The 24,698-nt window shown below is 38.3% G+C and carries 24 protein-coding genes and 4 pseudogenes; 25 read left to right on the top strand and 3 right to left on the bottom strand.

Features of this window, described 5'->3' with window-relative positions; translation table 11 throughout:
- Nucleotides 1-12 precede the first annotated feature (12 nt).
- Together melA and abc-f are read left to right on the top strand one after the other, a co-directional pair.
- Entirely contained in the window at nucleotides 13-1,335 is a 1,323-nt protein-coding gene (gene melA / locus BG04_RS25775) for an alpha-glucosidase/alpha-galactosidase (protein ID WP_034651260.1), read from the top strand.
- Nucleotides 1,336-1,706: 371 nt separating this feature from the next.
- On the top strand, nucleotides 1,707-3,335 hold the full coding sequence (gene abc-f, locus BG04_RS25770; RefSeq protein ID WP_034651263.1) for a ribosomal protection-like ABC-F family protein: 1,629 nt from the start codon (nucleotides 1,707-1,709) through the stop codon (nucleotides 3,333-3,335).
- Between the two features lie 221 nt (nucleotides 3,336-3,556).
- On the opposite strand, the gene BG04_RS25765 is transcribed toward abc-f, so the two are convergent.
- A complete protein-coding gene (locus BG04_RS25765; protein WP_034651266.1) occupies nucleotides 3,557-5,689 on the bottom strand; it encodes a GDYXXLXY domain-containing protein in 2,133 nt (710 codons plus the stop codon).
- A gap of 340 nt (nucleotides 5,690-6,029) precedes the next feature.
- Here BG04_RS25765 and BG04_RS25760 point away from each other — a divergent pair, with 340 nt between their 5' ends.
- The 18 genes and pseudogenes from BG04_RS25760 to BG04_RS25690 all read left to right on the top strand — a co-directional run bounded on the left by BG04_RS25760 (nucleotide 6,030) and on the right by BG04_RS25690 (nucleotide 18,486).
- Nucleotides 6,030-6,383: a YwqH-like family protein gene (locus BG04_RS25760; RefSeq protein ID WP_034651268.1), complete on the top strand. Its 354-nt coding sequence runs from the start codon at nucleotides 6,030-6,032 to the stop codon at nucleotides 6,381-6,383.
- Nucleotides 6,384-6,389: 6 nt separating this feature from the next.
- Nucleotides 6,390-6,662 (top strand): DUF5344 family protein, encoded by a 273-nt coding sequence (locus tag BG04_RS25755; protein WP_028412986.1) that lies wholly within the window; start codon nucleotides 6,390-6,392, stop codon nucleotides 6,660-6,662.
- A gap of 131 nt (nucleotides 6,663-6,793) precedes the next feature.
- Nucleotides 6,794-7,402: pseudogene (locus BG04_RS31550) on the top strand (T7SS effector LXG polymorphic toxin); the annotation flags it as partial.
- Nucleotides 7,403-8,662: 1,260 nt separating this feature from the next.
- The gene (locus BG04_RS31545) at nucleotides 8,663-9,310 is read left to right on the top strand and encodes an HNH endonuclease (protein ID WP_051975648.1); all 648 of its coding nucleotides are present in this window, start codon (nucleotides 8,663-8,665) and stop codon (nucleotides 9,308-9,310) included.
- A 14-nt stretch (nucleotides 9,311-9,324) separates the two neighbouring features.
- Nucleotides 9,325-9,792, top strand: coding sequence for a DUF6985 domain-containing protein (locus BG04_RS25745; protein WP_016764502.1), 468 nt, complete (start codon nucleotides 9,325-9,327; stop codon nucleotides 9,790-9,792).
- Between the two features lie 141 nt (nucleotides 9,793-9,933).
- The gene (locus BG04_RS31540) at nucleotides 9,934-10,140 is read left to right on the top strand and encodes a hypothetical protein (RefSeq protein ID WP_080621427.1); all 207 of its coding nucleotides are present in this window, start codon (nucleotides 9,934-9,936) and stop codon (nucleotides 10,138-10,140) included.
- Between the two features lie 147 nt (nucleotides 10,141-10,287).
- A complete protein-coding gene (locus tag BG04_RS31535; RefSeq protein WP_051975587.1) occupies nucleotides 10,288-10,620 on the top strand; it encodes a polymorphic toxin type 50 domain-containing protein in 333 nt (110 codons plus the stop codon).
- A 23-nt stretch (nucleotides 10,621-10,643) separates the two neighbouring features.
- The gene (locus BG04_RS25735; RefSeq protein WP_034651275.1) at nucleotides 10,644-10,982 is read left to right on the top strand and encodes a hypothetical protein; all 339 of its coding nucleotides are present in this window, start codon (nucleotides 10,644-10,646) and stop codon (nucleotides 10,980-10,982) included.
- A gap of 199 nt (nucleotides 10,983-11,181) precedes the next feature.
- The gene (locus tag BG04_RS31880; protein ID WP_115648255.1) at nucleotides 11,182-11,469 is read left to right on the top strand and encodes a pre-toxin TG domain-containing protein; all 288 of its coding nucleotides are present in this window, start codon (nucleotides 11,182-11,184) and stop codon (nucleotides 11,467-11,469) included.
- A 43-nt stretch (nucleotides 11,470-11,512) separates the two neighbouring features.
- A complete protein-coding gene (locus BG04_RS31875; protein ID WP_034655107.1) occupies nucleotides 11,513-11,794 on the top strand; it encodes a hypothetical protein in 282 nt (93 codons plus the stop codon).
- Entirely contained in the window at nucleotides 11,794-12,225 is a 432-nt protein-coding gene (locus BG04_RS25725) for an SMI1/KNR4 family protein (protein WP_034651277.1), read from the top strand. The genes BG04_RS31875 and BG04_RS25725 overlap by 1 nt, the downstream gene beginning before the upstream one ends.
- 184 nt (nucleotides 12,226-12,409) lie before the next feature.
- The gene (locus tag BG04_RS25720) at nucleotides 12,410-12,865 is read left to right on the top strand and encodes a YrhA family protein (RefSeq protein WP_016764498.1); all 456 of its coding nucleotides are present in this window, start codon (nucleotides 12,410-12,412) and stop codon (nucleotides 12,863-12,865) included.
- A 646-nt stretch (nucleotides 12,866-13,511) separates the two neighbouring features.
- Complete coding sequence (locus BG04_RS25715; protein ID WP_034655109.1) at nucleotides 13,512-13,934, top strand: SMI1/KNR4 family protein; 423 nt, start codon at nucleotides 13,512-13,514, stop codon at nucleotides 13,932-13,934.
- Nucleotides 13,935-14,122: 188 nt separating this feature from the next.
- Complete coding sequence (locus BG04_RS25710) at nucleotides 14,123-14,566, top strand: SMI1/KNR4 family protein (RefSeq protein ID WP_034655111.1); 444 nt, start codon at nucleotides 14,123-14,125, stop codon at nucleotides 14,564-14,566.
- A gap of 87 nt (nucleotides 14,567-14,653) precedes the next feature.
- Nucleotides 14,654-15,183: pseudogene (locus BG04_RS25705) on the top strand (SecY-interacting protein Syd).
- A 56-nt stretch (nucleotides 15,184-15,239) separates the two neighbouring features.
- On the top strand, nucleotides 15,240-15,683 hold the full coding sequence (locus BG04_RS25700; RefSeq protein WP_034651280.1) for an SMI1/KNR4 family protein: 444 nt from the start codon (nucleotides 15,240-15,242) through the stop codon (nucleotides 15,681-15,683).
- A gap of 41 nt (nucleotides 15,684-15,724) precedes the next feature.
- Nucleotides 15,725-16,216 (top strand): annotated as a pseudogene (locus BG04_RS25695) (SMI1/KNR4 family protein).
- Nucleotides 16,217-16,983: 767 nt separating this feature from the next.
- Nucleotides 16,984-18,486 carry a malate:quinone oxidoreductase gene (locus tag BG04_RS25690; protein WP_034651283.1) on the top strand — a complete coding sequence of 501 codons (1,503 nt, stop codon included), beginning with the start codon at nucleotides 16,984-16,986 and terminating at the stop codon, nucleotides 18,484-18,486.
- A gap of 116 nt (nucleotides 18,487-18,602) precedes the next feature.
- Here the strand turns inward: BG04_RS25690 and BG04_RS25685 are convergent.
- Both BG04_RS25685 and BG04_RS25680 read right to left on the bottom strand, forming a co-directional pair.
- Nucleotides 18,603-19,182, bottom strand: a pseudogene (locus tag BG04_RS25685) (DUF6434 domain-containing protein).
- Between the two features lie 31 nt (nucleotides 19,183-19,213).
- Complete coding sequence (locus BG04_RS25680) at nucleotides 19,214-19,702, bottom strand: DinB family protein (protein WP_034651286.1); 489 nt, start codon at nucleotides 19,700-19,702, stop codon at nucleotides 19,214-19,216.
- Between the two features lie 155 nt (nucleotides 19,703-19,857).
- Here BG04_RS25680 and BG04_RS25675 point away from each other — a divergent pair, with 155 nt between their 5' ends.
- The 5 genes from BG04_RS25675 (at nucleotide 19,858) to BG04_RS25655 (ending at nucleotide 24,630) form a co-directional block, all read left to right on the top strand.
- Nucleotides 19,858-20,790 (top strand): ADP-ribosylglycohydrolase family protein, encoded by a 933-nt coding sequence (locus tag BG04_RS25675; RefSeq protein WP_034651289.1) that lies wholly within the window; start codon nucleotides 19,858-19,860, stop codon nucleotides 20,788-20,790.
- 57 nt (nucleotides 20,791-20,847) lie between these two features.
- Nucleotides 20,848-21,330, top strand: coding sequence for a hypothetical protein (locus BG04_RS25670; RefSeq protein WP_034651291.1), 483 nt, complete (start codon nucleotides 20,848-20,850; stop codon nucleotides 21,328-21,330).
- 262 nt (nucleotides 21,331-21,592) lie between these two features.
- A complete protein-coding gene (locus BG04_RS25665; protein ID WP_025751577.1) occupies nucleotides 21,593-21,898 on the top strand; it encodes a PTS sugar transporter subunit IIB in 306 nt (101 codons plus the stop codon).
- An 11-nt stretch (nucleotides 21,899-21,909) separates the two neighbouring features.
- Nucleotides 21,910-23,262, top strand: coding sequence for a PTS cellobiose transporter subunit IIC (gene celB, locus BG04_RS25660; RefSeq protein WP_034651296.1), 1,353 nt, complete (start codon nucleotides 21,910-21,912; stop codon nucleotides 23,260-23,262).
- 39 nt (nucleotides 23,263-23,301) lie between these two features.
- Nucleotides 23,302-24,630, top strand: a complete 1,329-nt coding sequence (locus BG04_RS25655; RefSeq protein ID WP_025751579.1) for a 6-phospho-beta-glucosidase — start codon at nucleotides 23,302-23,304, stop codon at nucleotides 24,628-24,630.
- The last annotated feature ends 68 nt before the right edge of the window (nucleotides 24,631-24,698 follow it).

Here is a 24,698-nt window from a genome sequence, read left to right as displayed (position 1 = left end):
AGGAAGATGACAATGTCTAAAATCACATTTATCGGAGCGGGAAGTACAGTTTTTGCAAAAAATATTTTAGGAGACTGCATGTTTGTGCCTGCTTTAGCTGGCTTTGAATTTGCGCTATACGATATAGATGCTGAGCGTTTAAGAGATTCGGAAAATATGCTAAACAATCTAAAAGAAAACTATAGTGTGAATATTACGGTTAAAGCCTATTTGAACCGCAGAGAAGCTTTAACAGGAGCCAAGTATGTGATTAACGCCATTCAAGTAGGCGGTTACAAACCGAGCACCGTCATTGATTTTGAAATTCCTAAAAAATACGGCTTGCGTCAGACGATTGGAGATACAGTAGGGATTGGAGGAATCTTCAGATCACTGCGCACGATTCCGGTCCTGTTTGATTTTGCAAAAGATATTGAAGAAGTATGTCCAGATGCGCTGTTTTTAAATTACACCAATCCAATGGCAACACTAACGGGTGCAATGCTGCGCTATACCAATGTAAAGACGGTAGGCCTTTGTCACAGTGTCCAAGTATGTACAAAAGATTTATTTGATTCTCTCGGAATGGATCATGAAGGAATACAAGAGAAAATCGCAGGCATTAACCATATGGCATGGCTGCTAGAAGTAAAAAGAGATGGACAAGACTTATACCCAGAAATCAAACGTCTGGCAAAAGAAAAACAAAGAACAAAGCATCACGATATGGTGCGTTTTGAGCTAATGGATAAGTTCGGTTATTATATTACCGAATCGTCTGAGCATAACGCAGAATATCATCCATACTTTATTAAACATAAATATCCAAATCTTGTTGATCAGTTTAACATCCCTCTTGATGAATACCCGCGCCGATGCGAAGAGCAAATTAGCAATTGGGAATCAATGAGAGAAGAAATGGTTAACAACAGTCAGTTAACTCATACACGTTCACATGAGTACGGCTCTAGAATCATTGAAGCAATGGAGACAAACGTGCCGTTTAAATTTGCCGGTAACGTATTAAATACCGGGGGCTTGATTAGTAACCTGCCGACAAAAGCGTGCGTAGAAGTTCCATGTGTTGTAGACCGAAGCGGCATTATGCCGACTTATGTAGGAGACTTACCTGAGCAGCTTGCGGCGTTAAATCGTACGAATATTAATACGCAATTACTAACAATTGAAGCAGCAGTCACTAGGAAAAGAGAGCACATCTATCAAGCAGCGATGCTAGATCCTCATACAAATGCGGAATTATCTATGGATGACATCATTCGTATGTGCGATGATTTAATTGAAGCGCACGGCGAGTGGCTGCCTGATTTTACAGGGAAAGTGAACCAATACGTGTAATAAAAGAATCCTCAGCTGAGATCAGCTGAGGATCTTTTGTGCTTAGGAAAAGTAGGGAATATCATCCAAATCGATATTGACAATTAAAAAACTTCATCATACACTGTAAGAAGCAAGTCATTTTATACTAAGAAAGGAAAGGTACCGTAGACAATGGATAAGTAATCCTATTTTTTTAGACATTCTTTTAAAACTTTATTTTAAATGAACATTTGTCTAGATAGGATTAGTCTGTACATTTTTAGGTGCCATTTCTATATGTCTTATATGAAGTGATTTCTCCCTTTTTTTACTCTATAAAAAGGGTGCATATTTGCGTATGCCTAATTATGACCTCTAATCCTCTCTAGAAATCCTAGGGAGGTTTTTTTATGTTATTGTTAGAAGCTATAAATATTGAAAAAAGCTATGGAGATCGCCTGCTTTTTCAAGCAGAGAAACTTCAAGTACATCGCGGAGAGCGAATTGGAATTGTGGGGAAAAACGGAGAAGGCAAATCGACGTTGCTTCATATTTTAATGAAAAAAATGAGTCCAGATCAAGGAATTGTGCAAACATATGGCCGTTCCTCACTGATTCCTCAGCTTGATGTTCAAGCTACAGGAGACGTTTCTCCTGAGATGAAAAGCCAGTGGAACGTGCCAACTGAAGCCGACTTTCTTAGCGGAGGAGAAGAAACAAGAAAGAAAATTGCTGCTGCTCTTTCATCCGGCGCGGAACTGCTTGCAGCCGATGAGCCAACGAGCCACTTAGATGTAAAAGGCGTAGAGAAATTTGAAGAAGAAATGAAATCTTTTACAGGCAGTCTCCTGCTGATTTCACATGACCGAGAATTATTAAACCGCCTTTGTACGTCTATTTGGGAAGTAGAAGACGGCAAAATTCACTGCTATGAAGGCAATTATCAAGAATATGTGACGCAAAAAAAACACGCAGTGGAAAGACAGCAGTTTGAATATGAACAGTATGTAAAAGAAAAGCAGCGGCTTGAACTGGCCTCTGAAGAAAAAAGCCAAAAATCAAAGGCGCTTAAAAAAGCGCCGAGCCGCATGGGCAACTCTGAAGCGAGACTTCATAAGCGAGCGGTAGGAAAACAAAAAGCGAAGCTAGATAGAAGCGCCAAAGCGATTGAAACAAGAATTGAAAAGCTGGAGAAAAAAGAAAAGCCAAAAGAAATGGAAGAGATCCATTTTGACCTGTCGCAGTTTCACCAAGTACACAGCAAGCAGGTACTGAGCTTTGACAAAGTCTCGGCATCAGCTGGTAATCATATCTTGTTTCGAAATCTAAAAGGCGGTGTGAAGCCAGGGGCGAAAGTAGCGATTGTCGGCAAAAACGGCGCTGGAAAATCTACGCTGCTGAATATGATTAAGCAGCGAACAGAAGGTATCACGGTTGCGAAGCCTGTAAAACTCGGCTTTTTCCATCAGCGCCTTGAAAATCTAGATGTAGCTAAAAGCATTTTAGAAAACATTAAAGAAGACAGTCCGTACACCGAACAATTTATTCGTACGGTACTATCACGTTTGCTTTTCAAACGTGAAGACGTGTATAAAAAAGTAGAGATGCTAAGCGGAGGAGAACGAGTGAAAACGGCATTAGCAAAAGTCTTTTTAGGAAATTATAACGTTCTTCTTTTAGATGAGCCGACCAACTATCTTGATCTTCATACAAAAGAAGCGCTTCAAGAAGTGTTAAAAGCTTATCCAGGGACGATTTTATTTGTGACGCACGACCGCTATTTTGTTAAAAAGCTTGCGACGCATGTTTGTACGTTAAAACAGTCCAAAGCGGAGCTCGCGGCGATTGAAGACACGGGTAAAAGCAAAAAAGCGTCACAGCAGCAAAGTGAAGCGGAGAAACTTGCGCTTCAATTAGAATTAACAAAAGTGATTAGCGAGCTTTCTATCACGCCAGAAGGAAAAGAAAAGCAGCAGCTTGAAAAAAGATATGAAGAGCTGTTAAAAGAAAGAAAACGATTAAATGGAAAGGAAGGATAATATCACTTCGCCTAACAATGAATAAATGATGTTACTGAACATCAAAAGCGTATTGAAGGAAAAATAACGGATATGAATGTAAACGGAGCGCCCAAAAGAATAAAATGGATTGGCTATGGAATCATTATTTTCTTTGTGATTCTTATTTTAACGATGACCATCGGCGTATTTATCAATTAAAACAAAAAACAGCCGCTTCAATGTTGAAGCGGCTGTTTTTTTTATTTGCCTACTTTGGTAACGATCGTATCTCCATTTTTTCCAACGCGTACAGTAGCAAAACGAGCTTCGCTTTCCACTTTGCTGCCGGTTCCTTCTGGAATAAAGTAATGCTCAATTCCGTACTGAATTCCCCAGTCGTGATAGCTGCCCGTAATCACAACGTCTTTCTTTTTAGAAACATACGGCTTATTCCAGTCATCATCCTCTTGGTAGATTTTTGCGTATTCATACACACCTTGTTTGTTAGGGCGAAGAACGAGCTTCACTTTTTCTCCGTCTTTCACATGAGGTAAGGTAACGTGCGCAATGTCGTAATTCAGCTCAACGAAATCGCCTTGCAGCAGCGAGCGCGGATCGATCGGCTGTAAAGCGAGCTTAATTTCTTTTCCGTTTTGAAGAAGCACTTCGTTTTTAGTGAAAATGCCGCCCAGCGTAATAAGCTGAACAAGAATGATGATCCATACAGCGGTTCGGCTGCGGTCAAGAAACGACGGCTGTGGCTGATCAGGCGTTGACAGGTCCCATTTTCTGCTTAGGAAAAGAAAGATCAGACCTAAAATAACGAGCACAAGTGATTTATTAAATAAATCCCACACAAAGTCGTAATATTTCATCGCTAAAAAAACAAACCAGAAAATCATGCCGACAATAAAATCATATTTTGGCTCTTTTCGTACCGTCACAAATAAAAAGACAGTCGAAACTACAAAAAACACCGTACAGTAAATAATATTTAAAAAAGACGGTTCGCTTAATTCAGTCAGCGACAGTAAAAAGATAAAAGCAAGAAGCAGCGCTGCTTTTTTAAACGCGTGGTGTACGTTTATCGCGTACACAGCGGCATTTAATAGAAACAAAGCGAGCAGCACATAATCTATTTTGATAGTGTCATAGTAAGCAGTGGGAACCTTTATTAACAGAAGCCCTTGCACTAGCACAAAAAGCAGCATGCGAACGGGCGTATGCTTCGTGAATACTAAAAGCGCTATAAGTGCGATGACGTAGATAAAAAACAGAATGTCGTTCACAAAAAAAGAAGCGCCGCCGCTAATTAATACGCCCATCATTAAAAGCGTATATTTTACCGTTGGAATATCTGCTTTAATTAAATAACATGCCACAATCAGCAAAACGCCAATCACAAGCATTCCGTTTGTTGGATACGTTCCTGTAATAAGTGTGACAAGTCCTCCTAAAGAGCTGCTGCCGATCACCGATGCAATGGCCGTAATCCCAATCACTGCTATTCGTTTGATTACGCGGAGCGAGGTTTTTTGTGCTGACGTGTTAGCAGTGAGCCATTTGACAAACCACACGCTTGCACCAATAAACAAAATCACGAATCCTAAAGCTAAGAACAGTGACCATTCAGCGTAGTGTTTAAAAATAAAAGAGAAAAACTGTTCAATAACAAATAAAGCAAATGCCACAATGGAAATCCCTAAAAACGACCTTTGCGGCTTCACTTTTGAAAAATAAAAAAAGGAGCTTAGTAAAAACAGCAAATAAAAAATAATAAGACCAATCCGTAAGCTAGAGCTCCCTGTAAAATCCGGCAGGGAAACAGTTAAAAAAATGTAGTGAAACAAACAAAACGCCGCATACATGATCACAGGAGACGAGCGCTGTTTCTTTTTTATGATCCAAAAGATGAGTAAGTTCACAAACGCCATTCCTGCGTAAAGTAAAAGCGTCTCCTGTTCGCCTCGCTTTGAAACTGCGCCAGTTGGTGAAATGAAAAAAGCCATGGTGAATTGAAATAAAACAAACGATAACACGTAAAACGGCTGATACTTTGTAAAAAGGCTAAACAAAGTAACCGGCACAAGCCAAATTAAAAACAGCCAGTACGATTCAGCGTGCGTGTTGTAAATTTGAGAAAGAAGCGCGATGCTTAATCCAAATGAAAGAGCGCCGGCCAAAAGCGTCCAGTGACTTAAAAACGCCTGCTGAGGAAGAAGCTTTCGCACTGCAAATGCACTTCCGTAAAACAGCAGCATCAGCCCCACGCTCAGCGCAATTTTAGTGTAGCGGTCAAAGCCTTGCCAGTTCGATGCAAAGAAATATAAAATGCCGGACAAAACAAGAGCCAACCCCAGTAAATAACCGAGTCTTACGAGCTTTTCTCTCATACTCAACCTCCTCTTTATATTATGTATATACTAGCGCATGTTTAAATATTTGGAAATAGAAAGAATGAATGCGTTTTAACAAAAAAATTGTGTAAAAAGGCCTTTTAGTGGCGCGGAAATAACAAGCGAAGTAGTCCAAAAATCTTGATAAATTGTCAATGGTAAGATAGTTTTGGTTATTTTATCCTGAAGAGTAGGTAGTGAACTAAAAACCTGCATTATTCCCAAAAAATATAAGAAAACGTGCCGATGTGCTCTCTTTCTTTATTTATTTGATAAGCTATAAAAGGGAATTACTGTTAGAAGATCCAAGAGATAGATATAAAGGAAGTGTCATCATATGAATGAGATGTTTGTTGCTCATCTGTATACCCAAGTGAAGCAGGCACATGAAGATATCCAGCAGCTTACGACTAGTAAAAACACGTTAACGGAAGTCAAAGGAGAGCTTGAACGTGCAAAGGAAAAGGTAAAAGAATCAGAGCTTACTTCCGCCACTTGGTCAGGCAGCCTTGCTGTTGGGTTTGAAGACATCCGCACCGCTATGTTAGACGAATACGATGATTTGCTGACCCGTCAGCTGACGGATGCCCTTACGACAATTGATGCAAAAATTACGGCGCTTCAATCAGATATACAAGGGATGGAACGGGCCATTAAAATGCAAGAAGACGAAGCAAAAGATAAGGTGTGATGCAATATGGCAGACGAAATTAAAGTAATAGATGGTGAAATTAATAGAACGCTTAGTGACCTAAGCGCTGCTGCGCAGCAGTTTCAGCCGCTTTTTCCATTTCACGTAGGAAGCGGACAAGAACTAGAGGTGCTCGATGAATTAAACCAGCTGAACCAGCAGCTGCAAACGTTAATTGTGGACTACAAGCAAACGCTCCTCGATGATTTGAACGCCACCAAAAAATCCGTGCAGTCCATAAAAGAAGCAGATGAAAAAGCTGCAAACGCTGCTAAATAATGTTCATATTTTATATAAAGCTATCAAAAACAACCTTTCAACCAGCATAGATTTGGCATTCAAATAAAAAGGTTTTATTTAGCGGATGATGCAAGCCTTGTAAAAAAGAGCGTCCGCTTAGGTTTAGAAAAATGACGTGCGATTGTTCGTTAATCGTTTGTTGTTTTTCTACATCGATACAGCTAGGAGGTTACAGGTTATTGAAAACACTTGATGTCGATGCTTTTCACGAAAATATTCAAGCTATCTTAGACTCTATTAAAAGTCAAAAAGAGCAAATTCAGAACCTGATTTCACAGGTTCAGGCATTTTCAAGCTTAGATGATGCGTTTACAGGAAAAGGAGGAGAAGCGATTCGTTCTTTTTACGAAACGGGACATGCTTCTTTTTTAACGCTGTATCATTCATTACTCACTTCCTATGAAGCTCGATTAACTCAAATCACACATGCGCTGCGCTCATTCGAACCGAGCGAAGACGGCTACATTACGCAGCCGTTTCTGCAAGACACTATTCCTGCGCATTTAAATCAAACAAGAAATACAACCGTTTCGCTTGTCGATCAAGCGAATGCAGCGATTCAAAAAGTCAGTCACCTTGCTTCTGTTTCAGCGCTTAACGACCAAGGTTTTTTAACAGAAGTAGAACAAGCAAAAAACAAAGCGGACAAAACGATGAACGATTTAGTCCGTTTTGACGAACAGCAAACGCAAAGCCTTTCAGTCATTCAAGATCAGCTGACATCTTTAAACTCGATGCTTTCTAAAGTGAAAGCTGGGTTTCAAAATGGTTCCATTCAGCCGGGCAATGTAAGTGAGCTGAGCGCGTTGGCGAAAAAAGCGATGACCGATTCAGGAGGCGTCTCGGTTTTTGAAAAAGGCATTCCAACAACCTTGACAAGAAAAGAAAAACAAGAGAAAGTGATAAAGGAAGTAGGCCTTGAAAAACTGATTCAGCTTCAAGCAATGACGCCTGCTGAACAGTTAAAAGAAATTCACAAGCTTGAAAAAAACTCGCCTTACATAAGAGAAGTGCTAACGCAAATTCAGCAGGATACAGCACCTGCTAACATGAAAAAACTAGCGGAACTGGAAAAAAGTCCATACCTGCAGGCGCTCAACGATTCTTCAACTGTAGGCATGCTAGCGTCTCAACAGGTTCTTCAAAACGCTACGGGCGTTGAGGGAATGCTTATGCAGTCAGTGATGCGTCAGGGTCAGGTTAGGAGTGTTGGGACTAAAAAAACAGCTGAATCCTTTGACTTTACAGAAATCTGTGAAAATCCTAAAGCTAAAAAAGAAGAAACCGGTATAAAAGCTGTAGTCAAGGACGTAGGAGAAGGTGCTATAACTTTAGCAAAAGGCACAGTTACGGGTACTAAAGGAGTAGCACAAGACGTTTGGGCCGGTATGGGGGAGAGAGGAGATAAACAGTTCAACTCCTTATATGATTTTGGAAACTTTGTAACGATGGGTGGATTTGATGGCGCTGTTTCCTTCAAAGAGGTGTTGAATGAACGAGGGGGAAAATCGTTTGATTCACCGTATGACTTTGTCAATCACGCAACGATGGGACTCTTAGATGTAGGGCAGCAGGCACTTAATCCGGACAAACCTCTTTCAAAAGAGCACTGGGAAAACAGCATGTTTCTGTTTGCGAGCGTAATTGGAGGAGCGAAACCCGCAAGAGCCGTAAAATCCGTTCCAAAAGTAACAAACGTTCCGCGTGTACCTGCCCATAAAGCGACCAAAACACTAAGCGATATGCGAAATGTCGTCAGCTCAAAAGCAGCAAGCAATTGGTCGAAGAAGGTATATGAACCTGTTCAGAAGAAGCTTCAACCTTTATTAGATGCTGAGATACCGACTTTACGTCCTCAACCTCAACTGGTAGGGATAGGAGAGGCTTTGCCTGGAAAGACCTTTGGTGAAGCGTTAAATGGATTAACGACGTATAAGATGGGGAATGTTTCGAAAGGTCAGTCCAAAGCATTGGAGAAAGTGAAAGAGCCTGATAGTAAAGAGAATGTTGAAGGGGGTCATGATCAGGAAGCTGTTTCTAAGGGTACGGGTAATAGTAGTGCCGACATTCCGCCAGCCTTCAAGCAAGAGAAATTTGCTAGTTCCTATGAATCAAGGGTTAATCAGACGCCTGCACAGGTTAATCCAAGGGTTGAATTTGAAAGAATCAGAGGAGAATCTTTATGTACACTTAAACCACCACCAGATCCAAAATTGAAACGTATATTCGATGAGGCGGGTATTGAAGGTATCCAATATAAAAATGGAGTTCCTGATTTTTCGCCAGTATCAAAGGCTCAAATTGAAATTGACTATATGCTTGGAGGAAGTGGGAATTATGGTGGGAAAGCTAGGACTTACAATTTTTCTCAAGCAGATCAGCAGTTGGCAAATAAGTTAAATAAGTCAGATGAATTAACACGCCAATTTGGAATGGAACCAGGTAGGGTTACTATCAAAGAAGTAGAAAACTATCGGAAGATAAATAAATTAACATGGCATGAATTAAATGATGGGAAAATAATGCAACTTGTACCGACAGAGATAAATAAAAGATTTGGTCATCTTGGTGGAGTAGGAGAGATAAATGCAGGAGCGTTTAAGCCGGGAGGATTTGCTAATAAATAAAAAGGAGAAATAAGATGAAAATAAATGATGCGGTTTTTGGTGAGCTTGAATATGATTTGCTTTGGTCTAAGGATACTAGCATTGTCTTTTTAGGCCATGAAGTTGAGATAGCGCTAATGGTAAAAGGTGCTGAGGATGGTAAGTTTGATAAGGAACAATATGCAGCATATACTTCACTTATGCAAAATTGGGAACAGTTACAACAAAGCCTTTTGCAATCCATATTAGACTACTACAAACAAGAGCGTCAGGATCTAGGTTATGATATTGAAGTAAATGAAAACTATCCATTAGTTGAAACAACTAATGAAATATCAGAGATGATAAGTTTAGATGGAATAGTTGTTCCCTATGTAGGTTCTTTTGACGGTCGAGATATTGGACTTACATTTAATTGTACATGGGATATAGAAAATGGGCTAGGGATTCGTTTATTAAATGAAAAAGTAGCTGAAGTAGGTTACCAGGATGTTGCAATTTGAAATAGGCTGTTAAAAAGTAAAAACTCATGATGGTTGTACCGTCAGGGAGTACTGTGTGTAATGATAGAATAGAAAAACGGAGTACGAGCTTAGGCGAGATGACATTTTACTGGGTTATGAATATAGACACATGGAATGGACATAAAACTAACGAACTCGTACAAACCCGTAAGCTTTAAGTTAGTGATTATCCCGACACATAGAAAGTGTTATATTGTTACTACAAAACTTACAAGTTTAAGCTACTTAAAAACAGATGAACTTAAAGCACTTGATTGTCGATTAAAGGCAACAAGTGCTTTTTATTGTAAAATAAAACTATATATTAGACTTAAAATGTTAATTTAACCGATTAAGCTGAAAAAGTAGTTCAGACAGTAGAAGTGGCGAAGACGTATTTCAAAAGGCCAGTTGAAAACGTTGGAGAAAGTGGAAAAGCTTTGTGGCAAGGGTACGGTTAAAGATTTACCTTCTTAGGGAAAGAATTCAGTACCTATCGGACCTTATAGAGAAGTTAATCGATTCCTAGTTAAAGTAAAGCCAGGTGCTCAAGAAAAGCATATTCCTAATACGCCAAATTTCAAACAAGAAATAGCAAATGGAAAAAACAAGAGTATTTTCTATGGCGATAATAAAACAGCACAAGAATTGCTTGATAAGTTTGCAGGGAAAGGTCAACTACTGCCAAACGGTAAAAAAGAAAGAGTAGACTTTGGTAAAACTATTGGGAAGTACTATGATCGAAATACTGGTGAATACCTTGAGACTACTAATGGATTGATACATTATGGCAAAGATGGAGCTCGTATAGTACCATCAAGGCCGTAAAAACAAAAGAAAAGAGGATGTATATGGGGTATGACTCTTTAATAGGAACATTAATAAAATATGAACATAGTGACATGATACTAGAATGGGAAAATGGATTAAGGATTGTAGGTGAACTAGATACAGTCTTTGAAACAGATAATAGGTTAGATGACGACGATGTAAATTATACCGAATATGATGCAGCTGTATTTCAAGTAAATGATATTTTAGCGCATCCTACTAGTGAGGAAAGTCGTTTATATAATTGGCTAATACAAAAGAAAGGTTCATTAGTTGAAATTTCACTTTATGATGATCCGCCAAGTGCAGTTTTTTTAACTGACGGAGAAAGTGTATGGAAAAGGAATATTAAAAAATAAAAACGTTACTCTAAACATATACCTTGATGGGCTACATTACCTTTCAAGGTTTATTTTGTTTTTTATAAATTTTTTAATTTCTTTGACATAGTGATTAACTGTATTACTTAAATTCCATACATAGTGAAATTAAAATTAAATAAGTATTTCTTATAGATATATCCGAATTATACAAAGCCTGAAATCGCAAGAAGTGTATATGAAGCGGAAGCCAAAAGCAACAAAAGGACGGTCTAGGAACTGTTTCTTTTGCATTCGATATGGTGCCTTTGATTTCCAATGTAAAAGGTGGATGGGAAGTAGGTACGATCCTGTTACTGGCGATGAACTCTCTCATTTTGACCGTTCTGTTTCTGGAGCAGGAATGGTATTGCAGCTTTGCGAGAGTGCCAGGGAAAACGGTGAAATACGGAAGCGAAGGAGCAGAATACGTACTTCGCGTAAACAAACGCGTAAACAAAGCAGAAAAGACCGTAACCAAACATAAGGTTAAAGGTGTTTTCAAGGTTGAGTCAGAAGCTGTGGAGAAGGTGGAAAAGCCTGGTGGTAAGGCGGCTGTTTCTAAGGGGACGGCTGAAATTAATTATGTTAATTTTAATAAAACACATAAGGATTCCTTACCTAAACCTAAAGGAGATGGTCCAAATGGTGGGAAATTACAATCTCATCATGGATTACAGGAAGAATTACAATTCATGGTGGACGATTTAACTAAAGCTGGTTTTTCACGTAATACTACTAGTCAAGTTCTTGAACAACAATACAAGATGCTAAATAAACTAGGTGTTAAGTATGAAAGGATTGATTATTAATGAATATACTAGATAATATCAGTAGTATGTACACAATTGATGCTAAAAAATCTCCTTCGAAAGAAGAAGAAATTAAAGCACTACAGGACTTTTCGACAATAGATGTACCTACAGAATTTATAGAAATAATTCAGCTGGCTTCAGACATTGAAATTAATGTTAGCGACCAAATGTATATTCGAATTTGGGGAGCATCGGGGTGCATAGAAATGAATGAAGCTTATGAAGTACAGAAATATCTCCCGAATTCAATCGCAATTGGTGATGACGAAGGAGGTGGTGCGTTAATCTATCTACAGGGTAAAGATGGTTTTGGGATATACTATACAAGATTCGCGGATTTTGACATTGAGGAGGCAGTGAAAATTGCACCATCTCTAACCGAATTATTAGTAAATAATGTAGGTGTGAATACTTTATTAGATATATGAAAAACTTATACCTTGATTGGCTAAATGCTTTTCAAGTTTTGTAACGTAGAAATTGTATATTTGAAAATAGCTCAGCATCTGAATCAAAATTTATGAAAACCAGTAAATCGGTGATAAAAACTAAAGTAACAATAAGGACTGTATTTGTAAGGAATAAATTAAATATAGATGGGAAGGTGATTTTGTGTGGAGAGATCAAGTTAGTCAAATTTCTCAACTAGAAGAGAAGTGGAATAAAAAACTCAATTTACCTAGCAGTGAAAAAGAGTTATCGAGTTTTTGTAAATATGTAGAAGGGAAATTTGGTGAGGAGGTACTTCCTCAGGAATACTGTGAATTTTTAAAAACTGTTAATGGAATTGAATTTAATGGACTAATAATATACGGAATGGACCCAGACTTCTTGGAAGCTAAGCCCATCAACGAAGTGGAAAGTTTTTTAGATGCTAATGAAACGTGGAAGTCAATTATGGATGAAGATAAGCTGATTTTCTTTGGCGATTCAGATATAGCTTGGTATTGTTATAATGTTTCTAAAAAATGTTTTGTAGAATTAGACAAACCTTCAGGTGAACATATGGAAACCTTTGAAGATTTTAATACTATGCTGAAGTCTGCCTTTTCTGCAGCGCTTAGTTGAATGTACAATTTATACCCCAAGTTCGAAATGTTAAAAGGCGGTAAATTAATAGTAAAAGGTGATACATCGTATGTGTTATTCTAATAAATTAGAAGATCCTGTTTTTTAATTTCTAGCTGGGACTTTTCATCAGGATATTGCTTCGTCAGAAGAGGCATTAAAAGAGTTCTTAAAAGAAGAAAGAGCAAGATGAGGTTGAACCAGTATGTAAATTAGAAACAGTTGAGTTTGTTAAAATTATATTGGTGTGGACTTATGAAACATATAAGCATAAAAGCCAAAAAAGAGTCATTTCTCAAGAAGATGCAGAAATAGCTATGAATTGGATTGAGGAAAAAATGGAATCCATCACTTAGTCATAAGAAGTGTGAAGTGTACTAAAGCCTGAAACCACAATGGGTGAATGCTACTCAAACTCAGCAAATCAAGCTATTGTTGAAAAACTGTTAGTGCTGGTTCTAAGGCTCCGGTTTTTCTAAATCACTAGTTTAATAAAATAAATCAGTAATCAAAGGACAAGGTTAAAAACGTTGTCCTTTAAACGTTCAGTCACCTATTAGTAAATGTTATTTTAAACTATCTATATAGTAGAAATAGCAATGAAATGGTGAAGAAGCTAATCAATAAGGAGTGAGTTTTAGTGAAAATGGAAAGAATGCATGAAAGTTTATCCATTGAAGATTTAGAACGATTTGAGCATAGTCATTCTATTACAATTCCAAGAGAGTATAGAGATTTTTTACTGGAATATAACGGTGGTTATCCAAATCCAAGTGTTTATAAGATATCTGAAAAGCTGGGTGAAAGTATAGTAAACATTTTTTATGGAATTGGAACCATGTATGACAATTTAGAGAAAAAGTTTGATCTTTTCGATGAAATTGTAGAAGCAGGGTTTATGCCAATAGCAGATGACCCAAGCGGGAATCAAATATGTATTGGGATCAGCAAACAGTATTTCGGACAAGTCTATCATTGGGCTCATTGTGAGGAAACTGAAGAAATGGAAAATATATATTTTTTGTCAAATAGCTTCAACGATTTTCTTAATTGTTTATATGAGGACTGATCATTTTACATATAAAAAAAGAATGGTTGTAACAGGTGGCACGAAAGGAGAAGTAACATGAAAAAAGAAAAAACATAGAGGTTATAAACGAATATAATGATTCTGTCTTTTTGACTGATGGAGTCAGTATTGATGAAATAAAAAAGAGAGAAGATACGATCAACGTAAACTTGCCAGATAGTTATCAAATGAATTTAAATGCCTTTGGTCAAGCAACGGAAGAATCAATAGGCAAATTAGAAGAACTTTTGGGGTTTTTACTTCCGGAAGATTATAAAAAATTTTTAGTTGAATATAACGGAGGAACTTCGAAAGTAAGATATAGTAAATTTTTTGTTGAAGAATTAAATCAAGAAATTCCTTTAGATGTTTTGTGTGGGATAGGTGTAACAAGAACGTTTGATTTAATTAAATGCTATGAAGAGTTTGAAGAAGATATGCTGCCGTGTAGTTTGGTAATAGGAGATGATCCTGGTTCGGGACTTATTGTACTTATTACTGATACGGAAAGGCACGGTGTGTATTACTGGGACCACTCTCTTTCTTTCCCCCAATCTTGTGAAGAAGAAAATACATATAAAGTAGCCCATAGTTTTAAGGATTTTTTAGACGAATTAATTCATCCGAGATAACAAGGCGTAAAGAAACAGAACGAACATATGCTGAACGATTAGAAAAAGTCTTAAGTGAAGGTGAGGTTATTGGCAATGAAAGATGCTATGAGCAACTATTTTAAGGTAAGAAGAGAATATTTTGAAAAAGGTTTGGATTTCCTATTTAAAACAACCTACAACGAAAATGTTCAATCAATGATTTATCAAGGGGAAGTGGATGAAGACGAAGAAATTTTATGGAACCCTGTTCCAAAAAATAATCATAGCGATATAACACCACTTGAAGAAAGGTTTGATATTACATTTCATTCTTCAATTGACTGCTATTTTAATTCCTACTGGTTTGCGGAGTTAGATGGTTTTATGGATAGCTATTATCTCACGCTAGAAGCTGTATTACCAAATATTGAATTGGATACGTTTGAAAGGAACTTAAAGGGATATAAAATAAATCACGATAAGCTTGATACGATAAGCTTGATAAGGTTCCTATAGGTATAGAAGGCAATGGCTTGGTAGTTGTGATTGATAACCTCAGCGGCAAAATTGAATTAGAAGATTTTGAACGAGGTTGCTTGAAAGAAATTGCAAGCTCCTTAGAAGATTTAATTTCTAGCCTGCGTTTACAAAGATAACAAAAGTATGTACAAAAAAGAATTAAATTACCACCTATAGAAAGGGAAGGCATGAAATGAAGATTGAATTGTTAAATGCAGTAGACCAAGAGTTTGAAAGGTACCCTGAAGCTTTTGGCGGTGCTGTTACTAGTGAGGAAGTGACACAAGCTGAAGCGAAGCTAAAAGTGAAATTACCAGAGGATTTTAAAAGGTTTCCTTTGAGGTATGGTTCGGGGGCAATTGGTGAAGCGGTTGTTTTAGGGTTAAGAGAGGCAGAGTTTGTGTCTACACCGTCATTTGTAGATAAATCTCTACAGTTCAGAAATATGTTGCCTCAAGGATACGAGCATTTTGTTGTGATTGGAGTAGACAGTGCGGGAAATCCAGTAGGCTTTCAATACCCTAATAAAGAAATCGTCATAGTTGATTTTGACTTTGGCGGAAAAAAAGTTATAGCAGGAAGCTTTGAAGAATATTTAGAAAAATCGATTCGTGAAGAATTAAATATCCATTTCTGATTGGAGTTATGGAATAATCCGTATTTATAAGGAGGAATTAGATGAGAAAAGATTTAGAGTGGGAATATGCTGATTGAGAAGTATCAGAAAATGAGGTTGAAGAAAGTGGAAGGCAATTAGGATTCCACTTACCTAAAGATTATATTGATTGTGTAAAAATAAATGGAGGTGCTAGCGTATTACCAAAAGAATTTAATGTAGGCAACGTAGAGCATTGTTTTGGTAGTTTATTTAGCTTTAATAAGAAAAGCAGTGAGTACATTGTTAAAAAATATGAACTATATAAACCTATGCTTCCGAAAAAGGTTTTTCCTATTGCGAATGATCCCGCTGGAAATTTAATTTGTTTAGATTATAAAAATAATATAGACAACCCGATTGTGTTATTTTGGGAACACGAAAATGCCCCTGAAAAAGAAGTGTTAATGCAAGAGAAAGGTTTAACTGAAGAACAAGTGGAAGAACGTGCAAGGAGCAATGTATTTTACATCGCAGATACGTTTACGGATTTTTTAAGTAAATTACATGATTGAAAAGCTTTTTGTAAGTGCACGTTGATTTGCTAAAGTCTCTAAGGGGTATTTTTGTGGAAATGCTTCATCAAAAAAATGCTCGAGCGTATAACAATATGTCACTCGTCAAAATTTGGAGGGTTTTCTTTTAAATATTCAAATATAGTCTATGTAAAAGTCAACATACATGTTAGGTTTTATAACATAAATTTCTGAATAATCATTTACTTATTCACTTATTTCATGGTATGTTATATGACATAGATATTGTAACTTGCAATATGAGCTGAAAATTAGTCATTACAATATATACTTATTTTTCTAAAAATGCACCTGGACGAGCCGGTGCTCTATACATATATGAATACATCTACGTATAACTAGTCAAAAAGAATGAAGGCATTTCTAATTATAGTGCTGTTTGTTCTTTCAAATGAGTATAGTTATAGTAGGTGAAATTTTCAAGGCAGTTATTTTGGTTTTTAAGCTGAATTTTTGGAATAGTTTGTTATTTTATTAATCAATGCTTTGCCACTTAGAAGTAGGTATAAAAGTTTACTAATAAAAGAAAATGCAGACGTAATTTAATAAGTTTTTTGGAATTTGTGGGCGATTTTCTCACTTTTTTATCATTTTTGAATAGTTTATAATCATCAGACAATTATACTGTGATATAGTTATAAGTGAGACAGAAAAAGGTGTGTTCTTAGGTCGCACCTGAATTTTTTTACTACGTAAGCAGGAGCGCCTACATCTTTTTACAAATATAGGGGATGAGGAAGGTTATAATGAGCAACGTACAGAAAAAAACAGACGTTATCTTAATTGGTGCCGGAGTCATGAGCGCAACTTTGGGATCATTACTCAAAGAGTTAGCACCTGAATGGGACATTAAAGTATTTGAAAAACTCGCAGACGCAGGGGAAGAAAGCTCGAACGAATGGAATAATGCAGGGACGGGCCATTCTGCGCTGTGCGAACTAAACTATACATCAGAAAAAGCTGATGGATCTATAGATATAACAAAAGCGATCCGAATTAACGAGCAGTTTCAGCTATCAAGACAGTTTTGGTCTTATCTGGTAAGCAGCAAGTTGATTCGCAATCCGCAAGATTTTATCATGCCAATTCCGCATATGAGTTTGGTACAAGGGGAAAAAAATGTATCGTTTCTGAAAAAGCGTTTTGAAGCGCTGTCAAACAATCCGTTGTTTCAAGGAATGGAGTATTCCGACAGTCCTGACAAACTAAAAGAATGGATTCCGTTAATCATGAAGGGGCGCACGTCAAATGAACCAATTGCCGCAACTAAAATTGATTCAGGAACAGACGTAAACTTCGGTGCTTTAACACGTATGTTGTTTGACCACCTGAAGAATAAAGGGGTTCACGTTCATTACAAACGAAGTGTAAAAGATATTAAACGTAAAAGTGACGGTATGTGGGAAGTAAAAGTCGCCGATGTAAACAGCGGCAAAGTTGAGTACCACACGGCAAAGTTCATCTTTATCGGTGGTGGAGGCGGAAGCTTGCCTTTACTTCAAAAAACAGGTATTCCTGAATCCAAGCATATTGGAGGATTCCCAGTAAGCGGATTATTTATGGTATGCAATAACCCTGAAGTGATTGCGCAGCACCACGGGAAAGTATACGGAAAAGCCAAAGTCGGAGCTCCGCCAATGTCGGTTCCGCACCTTGATACACGCTATATTGATAATAAAAAGACGCTGTTGTTTGGTCCATTTGCCGGCTTTTCACCAAAGTTCTTAAAAACAGGCTCAAACTTGGATTTAATCAGTTCTGTAAAGCCGAATAATATTTTAACCATGCTAGCAGCAGGCGTCAAAGAAATGGCGTTAACAAAATATTTAATTCAGCAAGTGCTGTTATCAAATGAAAAACGTGTAGAAGAACTGCGTGAGTTTATCCCGAACGCGAAAAGCGAAGACTGGGATATCGTTGTAGCAGGCCAGCGTGTGCAGGTAATCAAAGACACGGAAGCCGGTGGGAAAGGAACGCTTCAGTTTGGTACAGAAGTTGTAAGTGCCGCTGATGGTTCTGTTGCTGCACTTCTTGGCGCTTCTCCTGGTGCATCAACGGCGGTTCACGTTATGCTAGAAGTATTGGAAAAATGCTTCCCAGAAAACATGAACAAGTGGGAGCCAAAAATAAAAGAAATGATTCCTTCCTATGGCATGTCGTTAGTTGATCATCCAGACTTTTTTAACGAAATTCATGCGTCGACTTCACAGACGCTTGGTTTAATTAAAAAAGAGTCTGTTTATAGCTAAAGATTTTACGCCGCAATAAACAGCACATGCGTATGTGAAGAAATCTACAGGCGTGCACAAACACCACCTTTTCTTGAGGTGGTGTTTTAATGGTCTTTATTTATGTAGAGTTTGATTTAAGAGCGGTATTGATTGCTTCCAGGCTGAACTTTTAAATGCTTCCACGCTGCAATTGCATCATCGCGGCTTTTTCCATTGTTTTTCGGATCGTTAAAAAAATCGCGAATAAAGCGGTTGTACTCAAACTGAGGCGCAATTTCTTTTTGATAAGAAGGCTGCTTTCTTCGTTTTTCTTCTTCATGCCACGCTTTTACCACATCTCGATAGGTTTCCCTACATTTTCTTTAAAGTAGTTTTGAATATAAGTGGAAAAATGAAACGTAGGATGAATAGCTTCTTTAAAAAAACCCGTACTTCTTGACTGCAGCGGTGACTTTCCCCAATGACGGTATCTAATGTTAGCAGCGCTTTCGTTTTAGAGGACGAGCGTCTTTTAGAAGGTGATTTTGATTGTTGAGTGTTACCGGTTGTTAAAAACACTTCAATTCTTTTTGAAAGTTCCATTTTAGATCCAGACGGGCTCATATTGTTTTCACGGCAAAATTGCTGCAGCTCGGTTTTGAGCCAGTAAAAATCGGTAAAGTCTTTGATAGGTAAGTCTTTTGTAAGTTCAGGTCTCGTCGTTTTCACCTCCATATATTTAATATAGAACGTTTGTTTTTATTGGTCAATTGTTTTTAGAGAAGTATGAAGGAATGTCTTTTATGTTTCTTCCTACATAGTGAGAAGAAATAGGCTGTTTATTCACTTCTCTTGCCCAAATAGAAAGCTGACCGATGTGATGGATTTCATGAATGATGATGTGATGCAAGATGTCGGCTTCCGTGTAAGAAGTAGAATCCCAAGGGACAGTTACGTACCTTTTGTTAGAAAAATTCAAATGGCTTAGAAAGTCGGCAATGTCAGGTCTATGTGCAGACGAGAGCGCTTGAAGCTTTTCAAGCGTATCGTGTTCTTCAAAAGAAAGCAGGATATCTTGTTTACCTTGGATAGCACGTATCCAGCTGTATTCGACATCAATAATATGAAAAAGAGTTTGTAAAATGCTGCCCGTTCCTCCAGTCCGCTTCTTCAACAGTTCTTCTCTAGAAAATTGATAACACCAGCTAAACCATTCATCTCTCACTTGCCAATTATATTCAAAAAAATGAATCATCTACCACACCTCACTTCACATGTTTTTTTTACCTCTTACTAAATTAGATTAAGGCTTGTAAATTCCTTTGTAAAAAGAAGAAAAAACGTCTAGGCAAGAGATCTCTTGCAAATTCCAAAATCAAACAATTACAATAATAGAAAGGAGTTGATTACATGACGCTACATAAAAAAGTACTTTCTACGATTCTAGGAGGAGCTGTCGGAGACGCTTTAGGCGTTCCAGTTGAGTTTAAAAAACGCGATACATTTCGAATTACGGCTATGACAGGCTACGGTACGTATAACCAGCCTGAAGGAACGTGGTCAGATGATACGTCTTTAACGATGTGCTTGATTGATAATCTACTAGAAAAACAAGATGAATATGATTTAATGCAAAAGTTTGAGAGCTATTGGGCGAATGGCTACTGGACGCCGTACGGAGAAATGTTTGATATTGGCATCGCCACAAGCGAAGCGATTCGCCGCTATAAAAGCGGGCTTCCTAAAGAAGAGTGGGGAGGAAAAGGTGAATACGACAACGGAAACGGAGCGCTTATGCGTATTGCTCCGCTTGCGTTTACACTATGTGATGAACCTAGCTTTACAAAAAGAAAAGAAGAAATAGAAAGAATTGCGCACGTCACGCACCGCCACGTGCGCTCTACGCTTGGCTGCATTATATACGTGGAGCTGCTTATTCGTCTTCTTGACGGCAACGAGCCTTTTAAAGCATATGAAAACGCGGTAAATCTCTGTCAAAAGCAGTTAACAGGTACGGAGTATGAAGCAGAGTTTTCTGCGTATGAACGAGTGTTAAACCTAAGCTTGCCGCACGCAGCAAGAAATGAAATCGGGTCAACTGGATACGTCGTCAGCTCGCTAGAAGCATCTCTTTGGTCTTTTCTGCAAAGTGATGACTACAAAGAAGCTGTACTTACTGCTGTGAATTTAGGAGAAGACACAGATACAATAGGCTTTATTACAGGTACTATGGCAGGAGCATATTACCAGCTGGATGGCCTTCCTGAAGAGTGGGTTTGTCAGCTTGCTAAAAAAGAAGAGTTGATAGGAGCTTGTAAGAGATTTGCAGATGCGTGTATATGAAAAAGACAATGAACGGAAGCTGTATTTCACGAAAAAGAAAGGTAAGGAGTGTTTTTTTTGCGAAAGATTTTTCTTATAGCCAGTATCTTGATTGTCGTATTTGTTGGAGTATATACATTTGTAAAAATGAGTGCATCGTTGGAGGCTAAAGCCGCTGGCTTTGCCAAGAACAAAAAAGTTCAGCTGATTTCTATAGGTAATAAGGGCTCTCTAGGAGATATTCAAATAGAACAAATCCGTATCAACGGAAACAAAACACCCGAATATGCAAAAATACAAGTAAGCAATGATAAAAAAGGGTTCCTTCTTGGAGACTTTACTAGCCAAGAAACAAAAGGCTATACGTTTAAGAACTTGCAAAGTGTGAAGTTGCATCCGCATACAGGCCCTGACGAACAGCTAGAAAGATTGAACAAAGAAAAAGAAAGTGATCAGATATATGCGCTTTCTCTTGCAGATAATATAAGTATACAGGAAGTAACCATCTCATACCGCCACCTAGGAATCTCACATCAGGAGACAATTTCTACGGGGTTATAATAAAGTGCGCTAAGCAGCTTACCTAGATGGAGGAGCTGCTTATTATTTTTTAAAAAGCTACCACAATCTGTTTTGATTTACAATCTCTTTTTCTTTAAATTAAAAGAATATTCTAACAATATTTTTCCTTTGGTAACGGAAAAATATTGCGTTTAATTGAAAGCGTTTTCAATATATAGTGAAGGTAACAAGAAAACATCTTAGCAAGATAATTATCTTACTTATGGATGTTAATCAATTACTGATCAAGGGGGAATTGAAAATGAATATTTTACTATGCTGCGCAGCAGGGATGTCTACAAGTTTGTTAGTGACTAAAATGGAAAAAAGCGCAAAAGAAAAAGAGACAACGTGCAAAATCTGGGCAGTACCAGGAGACGCGGTTAGAAATCATATTGATGATGCAGATATTTTACTTTTAGGTCCACAAGTGCGCTACTTGCTTCCTCAAATGAAAAAGTTAGGAGAGGAAAAAGGAATTCCAGTAGAGGTTATTAATCCGGTTCATTACGGAATGTGTAACGGAGAAGAAGTGCTAAAATCTGCTGAGCAGTTAGTTTCGAAATAGGAGGGAATCAATTGAGCAAAATGAATCGTGTACTTGAAACATATATTATGCCGCTTGCTGGCAAAGCTGCTCAGCAGCGTCATCTTCAAGCATTACGAGACGGTATGGTCCTGACGATGCCGCTTATTATTATCGGTTCACTTTTCTTAATTTTAGCCAATTTACCTTTTCAAGCCTACACAGATTTTTTAACAGAACATTCTAAGCTAAAAGCAAGCATTTTATACCCGTACAGAGGAACGTTTGAAATTATGGCTTTAGTAGCTACGTTCGGGATTGCCTATCGCTTAGCAGAATCATATAAAGTGGATGCACTTGCTTCAGGTGCAGTGTCTTTAGCTGCTTTCTTTGTCGGTACACCTTTTGTTTCGTATACGATTGGAGAAAACGCAGATGGAACGGCTATGGTCGAAACAGCTTATCAAACGGCGATGTTCACGAGTAAAGGTCTTTTTGTGGGGATGGTCATAGCGGTTATCGCCACAGAAGTTTACCGGAAGATTATTCAAAAAAATATTGTGATTAAGCTTCCAGAAACTGTTCCGCCAGCTGTCGCCCGTTCATTTTCAGCTTTAATACCAGGGTTTGGCGCTGTAATGGTTATATGGATGCTGCGTTTGCTTGTAGAAAACGTCGGAGACTTCGGGAATTTACATAATGTCGTGACGGTTTTACTGCAGCAGCCTTTAACTCATATTGGTACAAGCTTAGTCGGTACGATTCTGATTTTTATCTTAATTACTCTTATGTGGAGTACGGGGCTACACGGTGCGACGATTGTTGGTTCTGTCATGACGCCTGTATGGCTTACGCTAACAACGGAAAACGCAACCGCTCTTGCTTCTGGTGAGCCAGTGAAGCATATTGTAACGAATGAGTTTAACGATATTGTGTTTGTAGGAGGATCCGGCACTACGCTTTCTCTTGTACTGGCCATGGTGCTGTTTGCGAAAAGCCAGCAAATGAAGCAACTAGGAAGATTAAGTATAGGACCGGGCTTCTTTAATATTAACGAACCTGTTATTTTTGGAATGCCTATCGTATTAAATCCGATTATGATTATTCCGTTTATTTTAGCGCCGCTTCTATCGGTCATCATTACATATGTATCGATGGATATCGGCCTCGTTGCAAAGCCGATAGGAATTGTAACGCCGTTTACAATGCCGCCGGTGATTAGCGGCTACTTAATTACAGGAAGTGTGTCAGGGGCTGTTCTGCAGCTTGTGCTAATGGTGGTATCGTTTGGTGTCTATTTTCCATTCTTTAAAATGTGGGACAAACAAAAGCTTATAGAAGAAACTGGAGCTTCTATAGATCGTGATCGTTCACCGGTAAAAGAAGAACAGCAAAGTATTGTATAACGTATTTTTTAAATCATTCATTATAGCGGAGGGATTCAAATGACAAAAGGAATTAAAATTGTAACCATTGGCGGAGGTTCAAGCTACACGCCGGAGCTTGTCGAAGGATTTATTAAGCGTTATGACGAGCTGCCTGTACGAGAGCTTTGGCTAGTAGATGTAGAAGAAGGAAAAGAAAAGCTAGAGATTGTTGGAAACCTGGCAAAACGAATGGTCGAAAAAGCAGGAGTCCCAATTGATATTCATCTTACGTTGGATCGAAGAAAAGCGTTAAAAGATGCCGACTTTGTCACCACACAATTTCGCGTAGGATTGTTAGACGCCAGAATGAAAGATGAACGAATTCCGTTAAAATACGGCGTGATTGGGCAAGAAACAAATGGACCGGGCGGCTTATTTAAAGGGCTGCGCACAATTCCTGTGATTTTAAGTATTGTGAAAGATATAGAAGAACTATGTCCAAATGCGTGGCTTGTAAACTTTACCAATCCAGCTGGTATGGTGACAGAAGCCATTTTACGCTATAGCAATCATAAAAAAGTAGTGGGCTTATGCAACGTGCCAATCGGTATTCGTATGGGGATTGCTAAAGCGCTAGAAGTAGACGAAAGCCGGGTACAAGTTAGCTTTGCCGGGTTAAATCATATGGTCTTTGGATTAGATGTCTTTTTAGACGGAGTGAGCGTAAAAGATCAAGTGATTGACGCTATGGCAGACCCGACGAATGCGATGTCTATGCGAAATATCAAAGGGATTTCGTGGGATCCTGACTTTATTAAAGGCCTAGGGGTTATTCCATGCGGGTATCACCGCTATTACTATAAAACAAACGAGATGCTGCAAGAAGAACAAAATGCAGCTGAGCTCGAAGGTACACGAGCTGAAGTAGTGCGCGCGTTAGAAAAAGACTTATTTGAGCTCTATAAAGATCCTAATCTTGCAATTAAACCGCCTCAGCTTCAAAAGCGAGGAGGCGCGTACTACAGCGATGCAGCCTGCAGCTTAATTTCATCTATCTATAATGATAAAGGCGATATTCAGCCTGTAAATACCATTAACAATGGGGCAATCGCCAGTATTCCAAATGATTCTGCTGTTGAAGTGAGCTGTGTGATTACAAAAGAAGGGCCAAAGCCAATTGCAGTCGGTGATTTACCTGTAGCTGTTCGAGGACTTGTTCAGCAAATCAAATCTTTTGAACGAGTGGCGGCCGAAGCAGCCGTTACGGGAGATTACAATACCGCGCTTGTTGCAATGACAATCAATCCGTTAGTCCCATCTGATACTATTGCCAAGCAGCTCTTGGACGAAATGCTAGACGCGCATAAATCTCATTTACCGCAGTTTTTTAACTCGGTGAATGTCTAATACGTATAGTGAAAAAACCTTTGACAACGAGTCAGAGGTTTTTTCATTTTTATAGTATACTTTACATA

The organism is Priestia megaterium NBRC 15308 = ATCC 14581, assembly GCF_000832985.1.
Taxonomy (GTDB): domain Bacteria; phylum Bacillota; class Bacilli; order Bacillales; family Bacillaceae_H; genus Priestia; species Priestia megaterium.
This window is presented reverse-complemented; position numbering and strand designations above follow the sequence as displayed.

Excerpts from the sequence above, each read along its gene's own strand:
- melA (WP_034651260.1), top strand. The coding sequence starts at position 13 with ATGTCTAAAATCACATTTATCGGAGCGGGAAGTACAGTTTTTGCAAAA.
- abc-f (WP_034651263.1), top strand. The coding sequence starts at position 1,707 with ATGTTATTGTTAGAAGCTATAAATATTGAAAAAAGCTATGGAGATCGC.
- BG04_RS25765 (WP_034651266.1), bottom strand. The coding sequence starts at position 5,689 with ATGAGAGAAAAGCTCGTAAGACTCGGTTATTTACTGGGGTTGGCTCTT.
- BG04_RS25760 (WP_034651268.1), top strand. The coding sequence starts at position 6,030 with ATGAATGAGATGTTTGTTGCTCATCTGTATACCCAAGTGAAGCAGGCA.
- BG04_RS25755 (WP_028412986.1), top strand. The coding sequence starts at position 6,390 with ATGGCAGACGAAATTAAAGTAATAGATGGTGAAATTAATAGAACGCTT.
- BG04_RS25745 (WP_016764502.1), top strand. The coding sequence starts at position 9,325 with ATGAAAATAAATGATGCGGTTTTTGGTGAGCTTGAATATGATTTGCTT.
- BG04_RS25735 (WP_034651275.1), top strand. The coding sequence starts at position 10,644 with ATGGGGTATGACTCTTTAATAGGAACATTAATAAAATATGAACATAGT.
- BG04_RS31880 (WP_115648255.1), top strand. The coding sequence starts at position 11,182 with ATGAAGCGGAAGCCAAAAGCAACAAAAGGACGGTCTAGGAACTGTTTC.
- BG04_RS25725 (WP_034651277.1), top strand. The coding sequence starts at position 11,794 with ATGAATATACTAGATAATATCAGTAGTATGTACACAATTGATGCTAAA.
- BG04_RS25715 (WP_034655109.1), top strand. The coding sequence starts at position 13,512 with ATGGAAAGAATGCATGAAAGTTTATCCATTGAAGATTTAGAACGATTT.
- BG04_RS25710 (WP_034655111.1), top strand. The coding sequence starts at position 14,123 with ATGAATTTAAATGCCTTTGGTCAAGCAACGGAAGAATCAATAGGCAAA.
- BG04_RS25700 (WP_034651280.1), top strand. The coding sequence starts at position 15,240 with ATGAAGATTGAATTGTTAAATGCAGTAGACCAAGAGTTTGAAAGGTAC.
- BG04_RS25690 (WP_034651283.1), top strand. The coding sequence starts at position 16,984 with ATGAGCAACGTACAGAAAAAAACAGACGTTATCTTAATTGGTGCCGGA.
- BG04_RS25680 (WP_034651286.1), bottom strand. The coding sequence starts at position 19,702 with ATGATTCATTTTTTTGAATATAATTGGCAAGTGAGAGATGAATGGTTT.
- BG04_RS25675 (WP_034651289.1), top strand. The coding sequence starts at position 19,858 with ATGACGCTACATAAAAAAGTACTTTCTACGATTCTAGGAGGAGCTGTC.
- BG04_RS25665 (WP_025751577.1), top strand. The coding sequence starts at position 21,593 with ATGAATATTTTACTATGCTGCGCAGCAGGGATGTCTACAAGTTTGTTA.
- BG04_RS25655 (WP_025751579.1), top strand. The coding sequence starts at position 23,302 with ATGACAAAAGGAATTAAAATTGTAACCATTGGCGGAGGTTCAAGCTAC.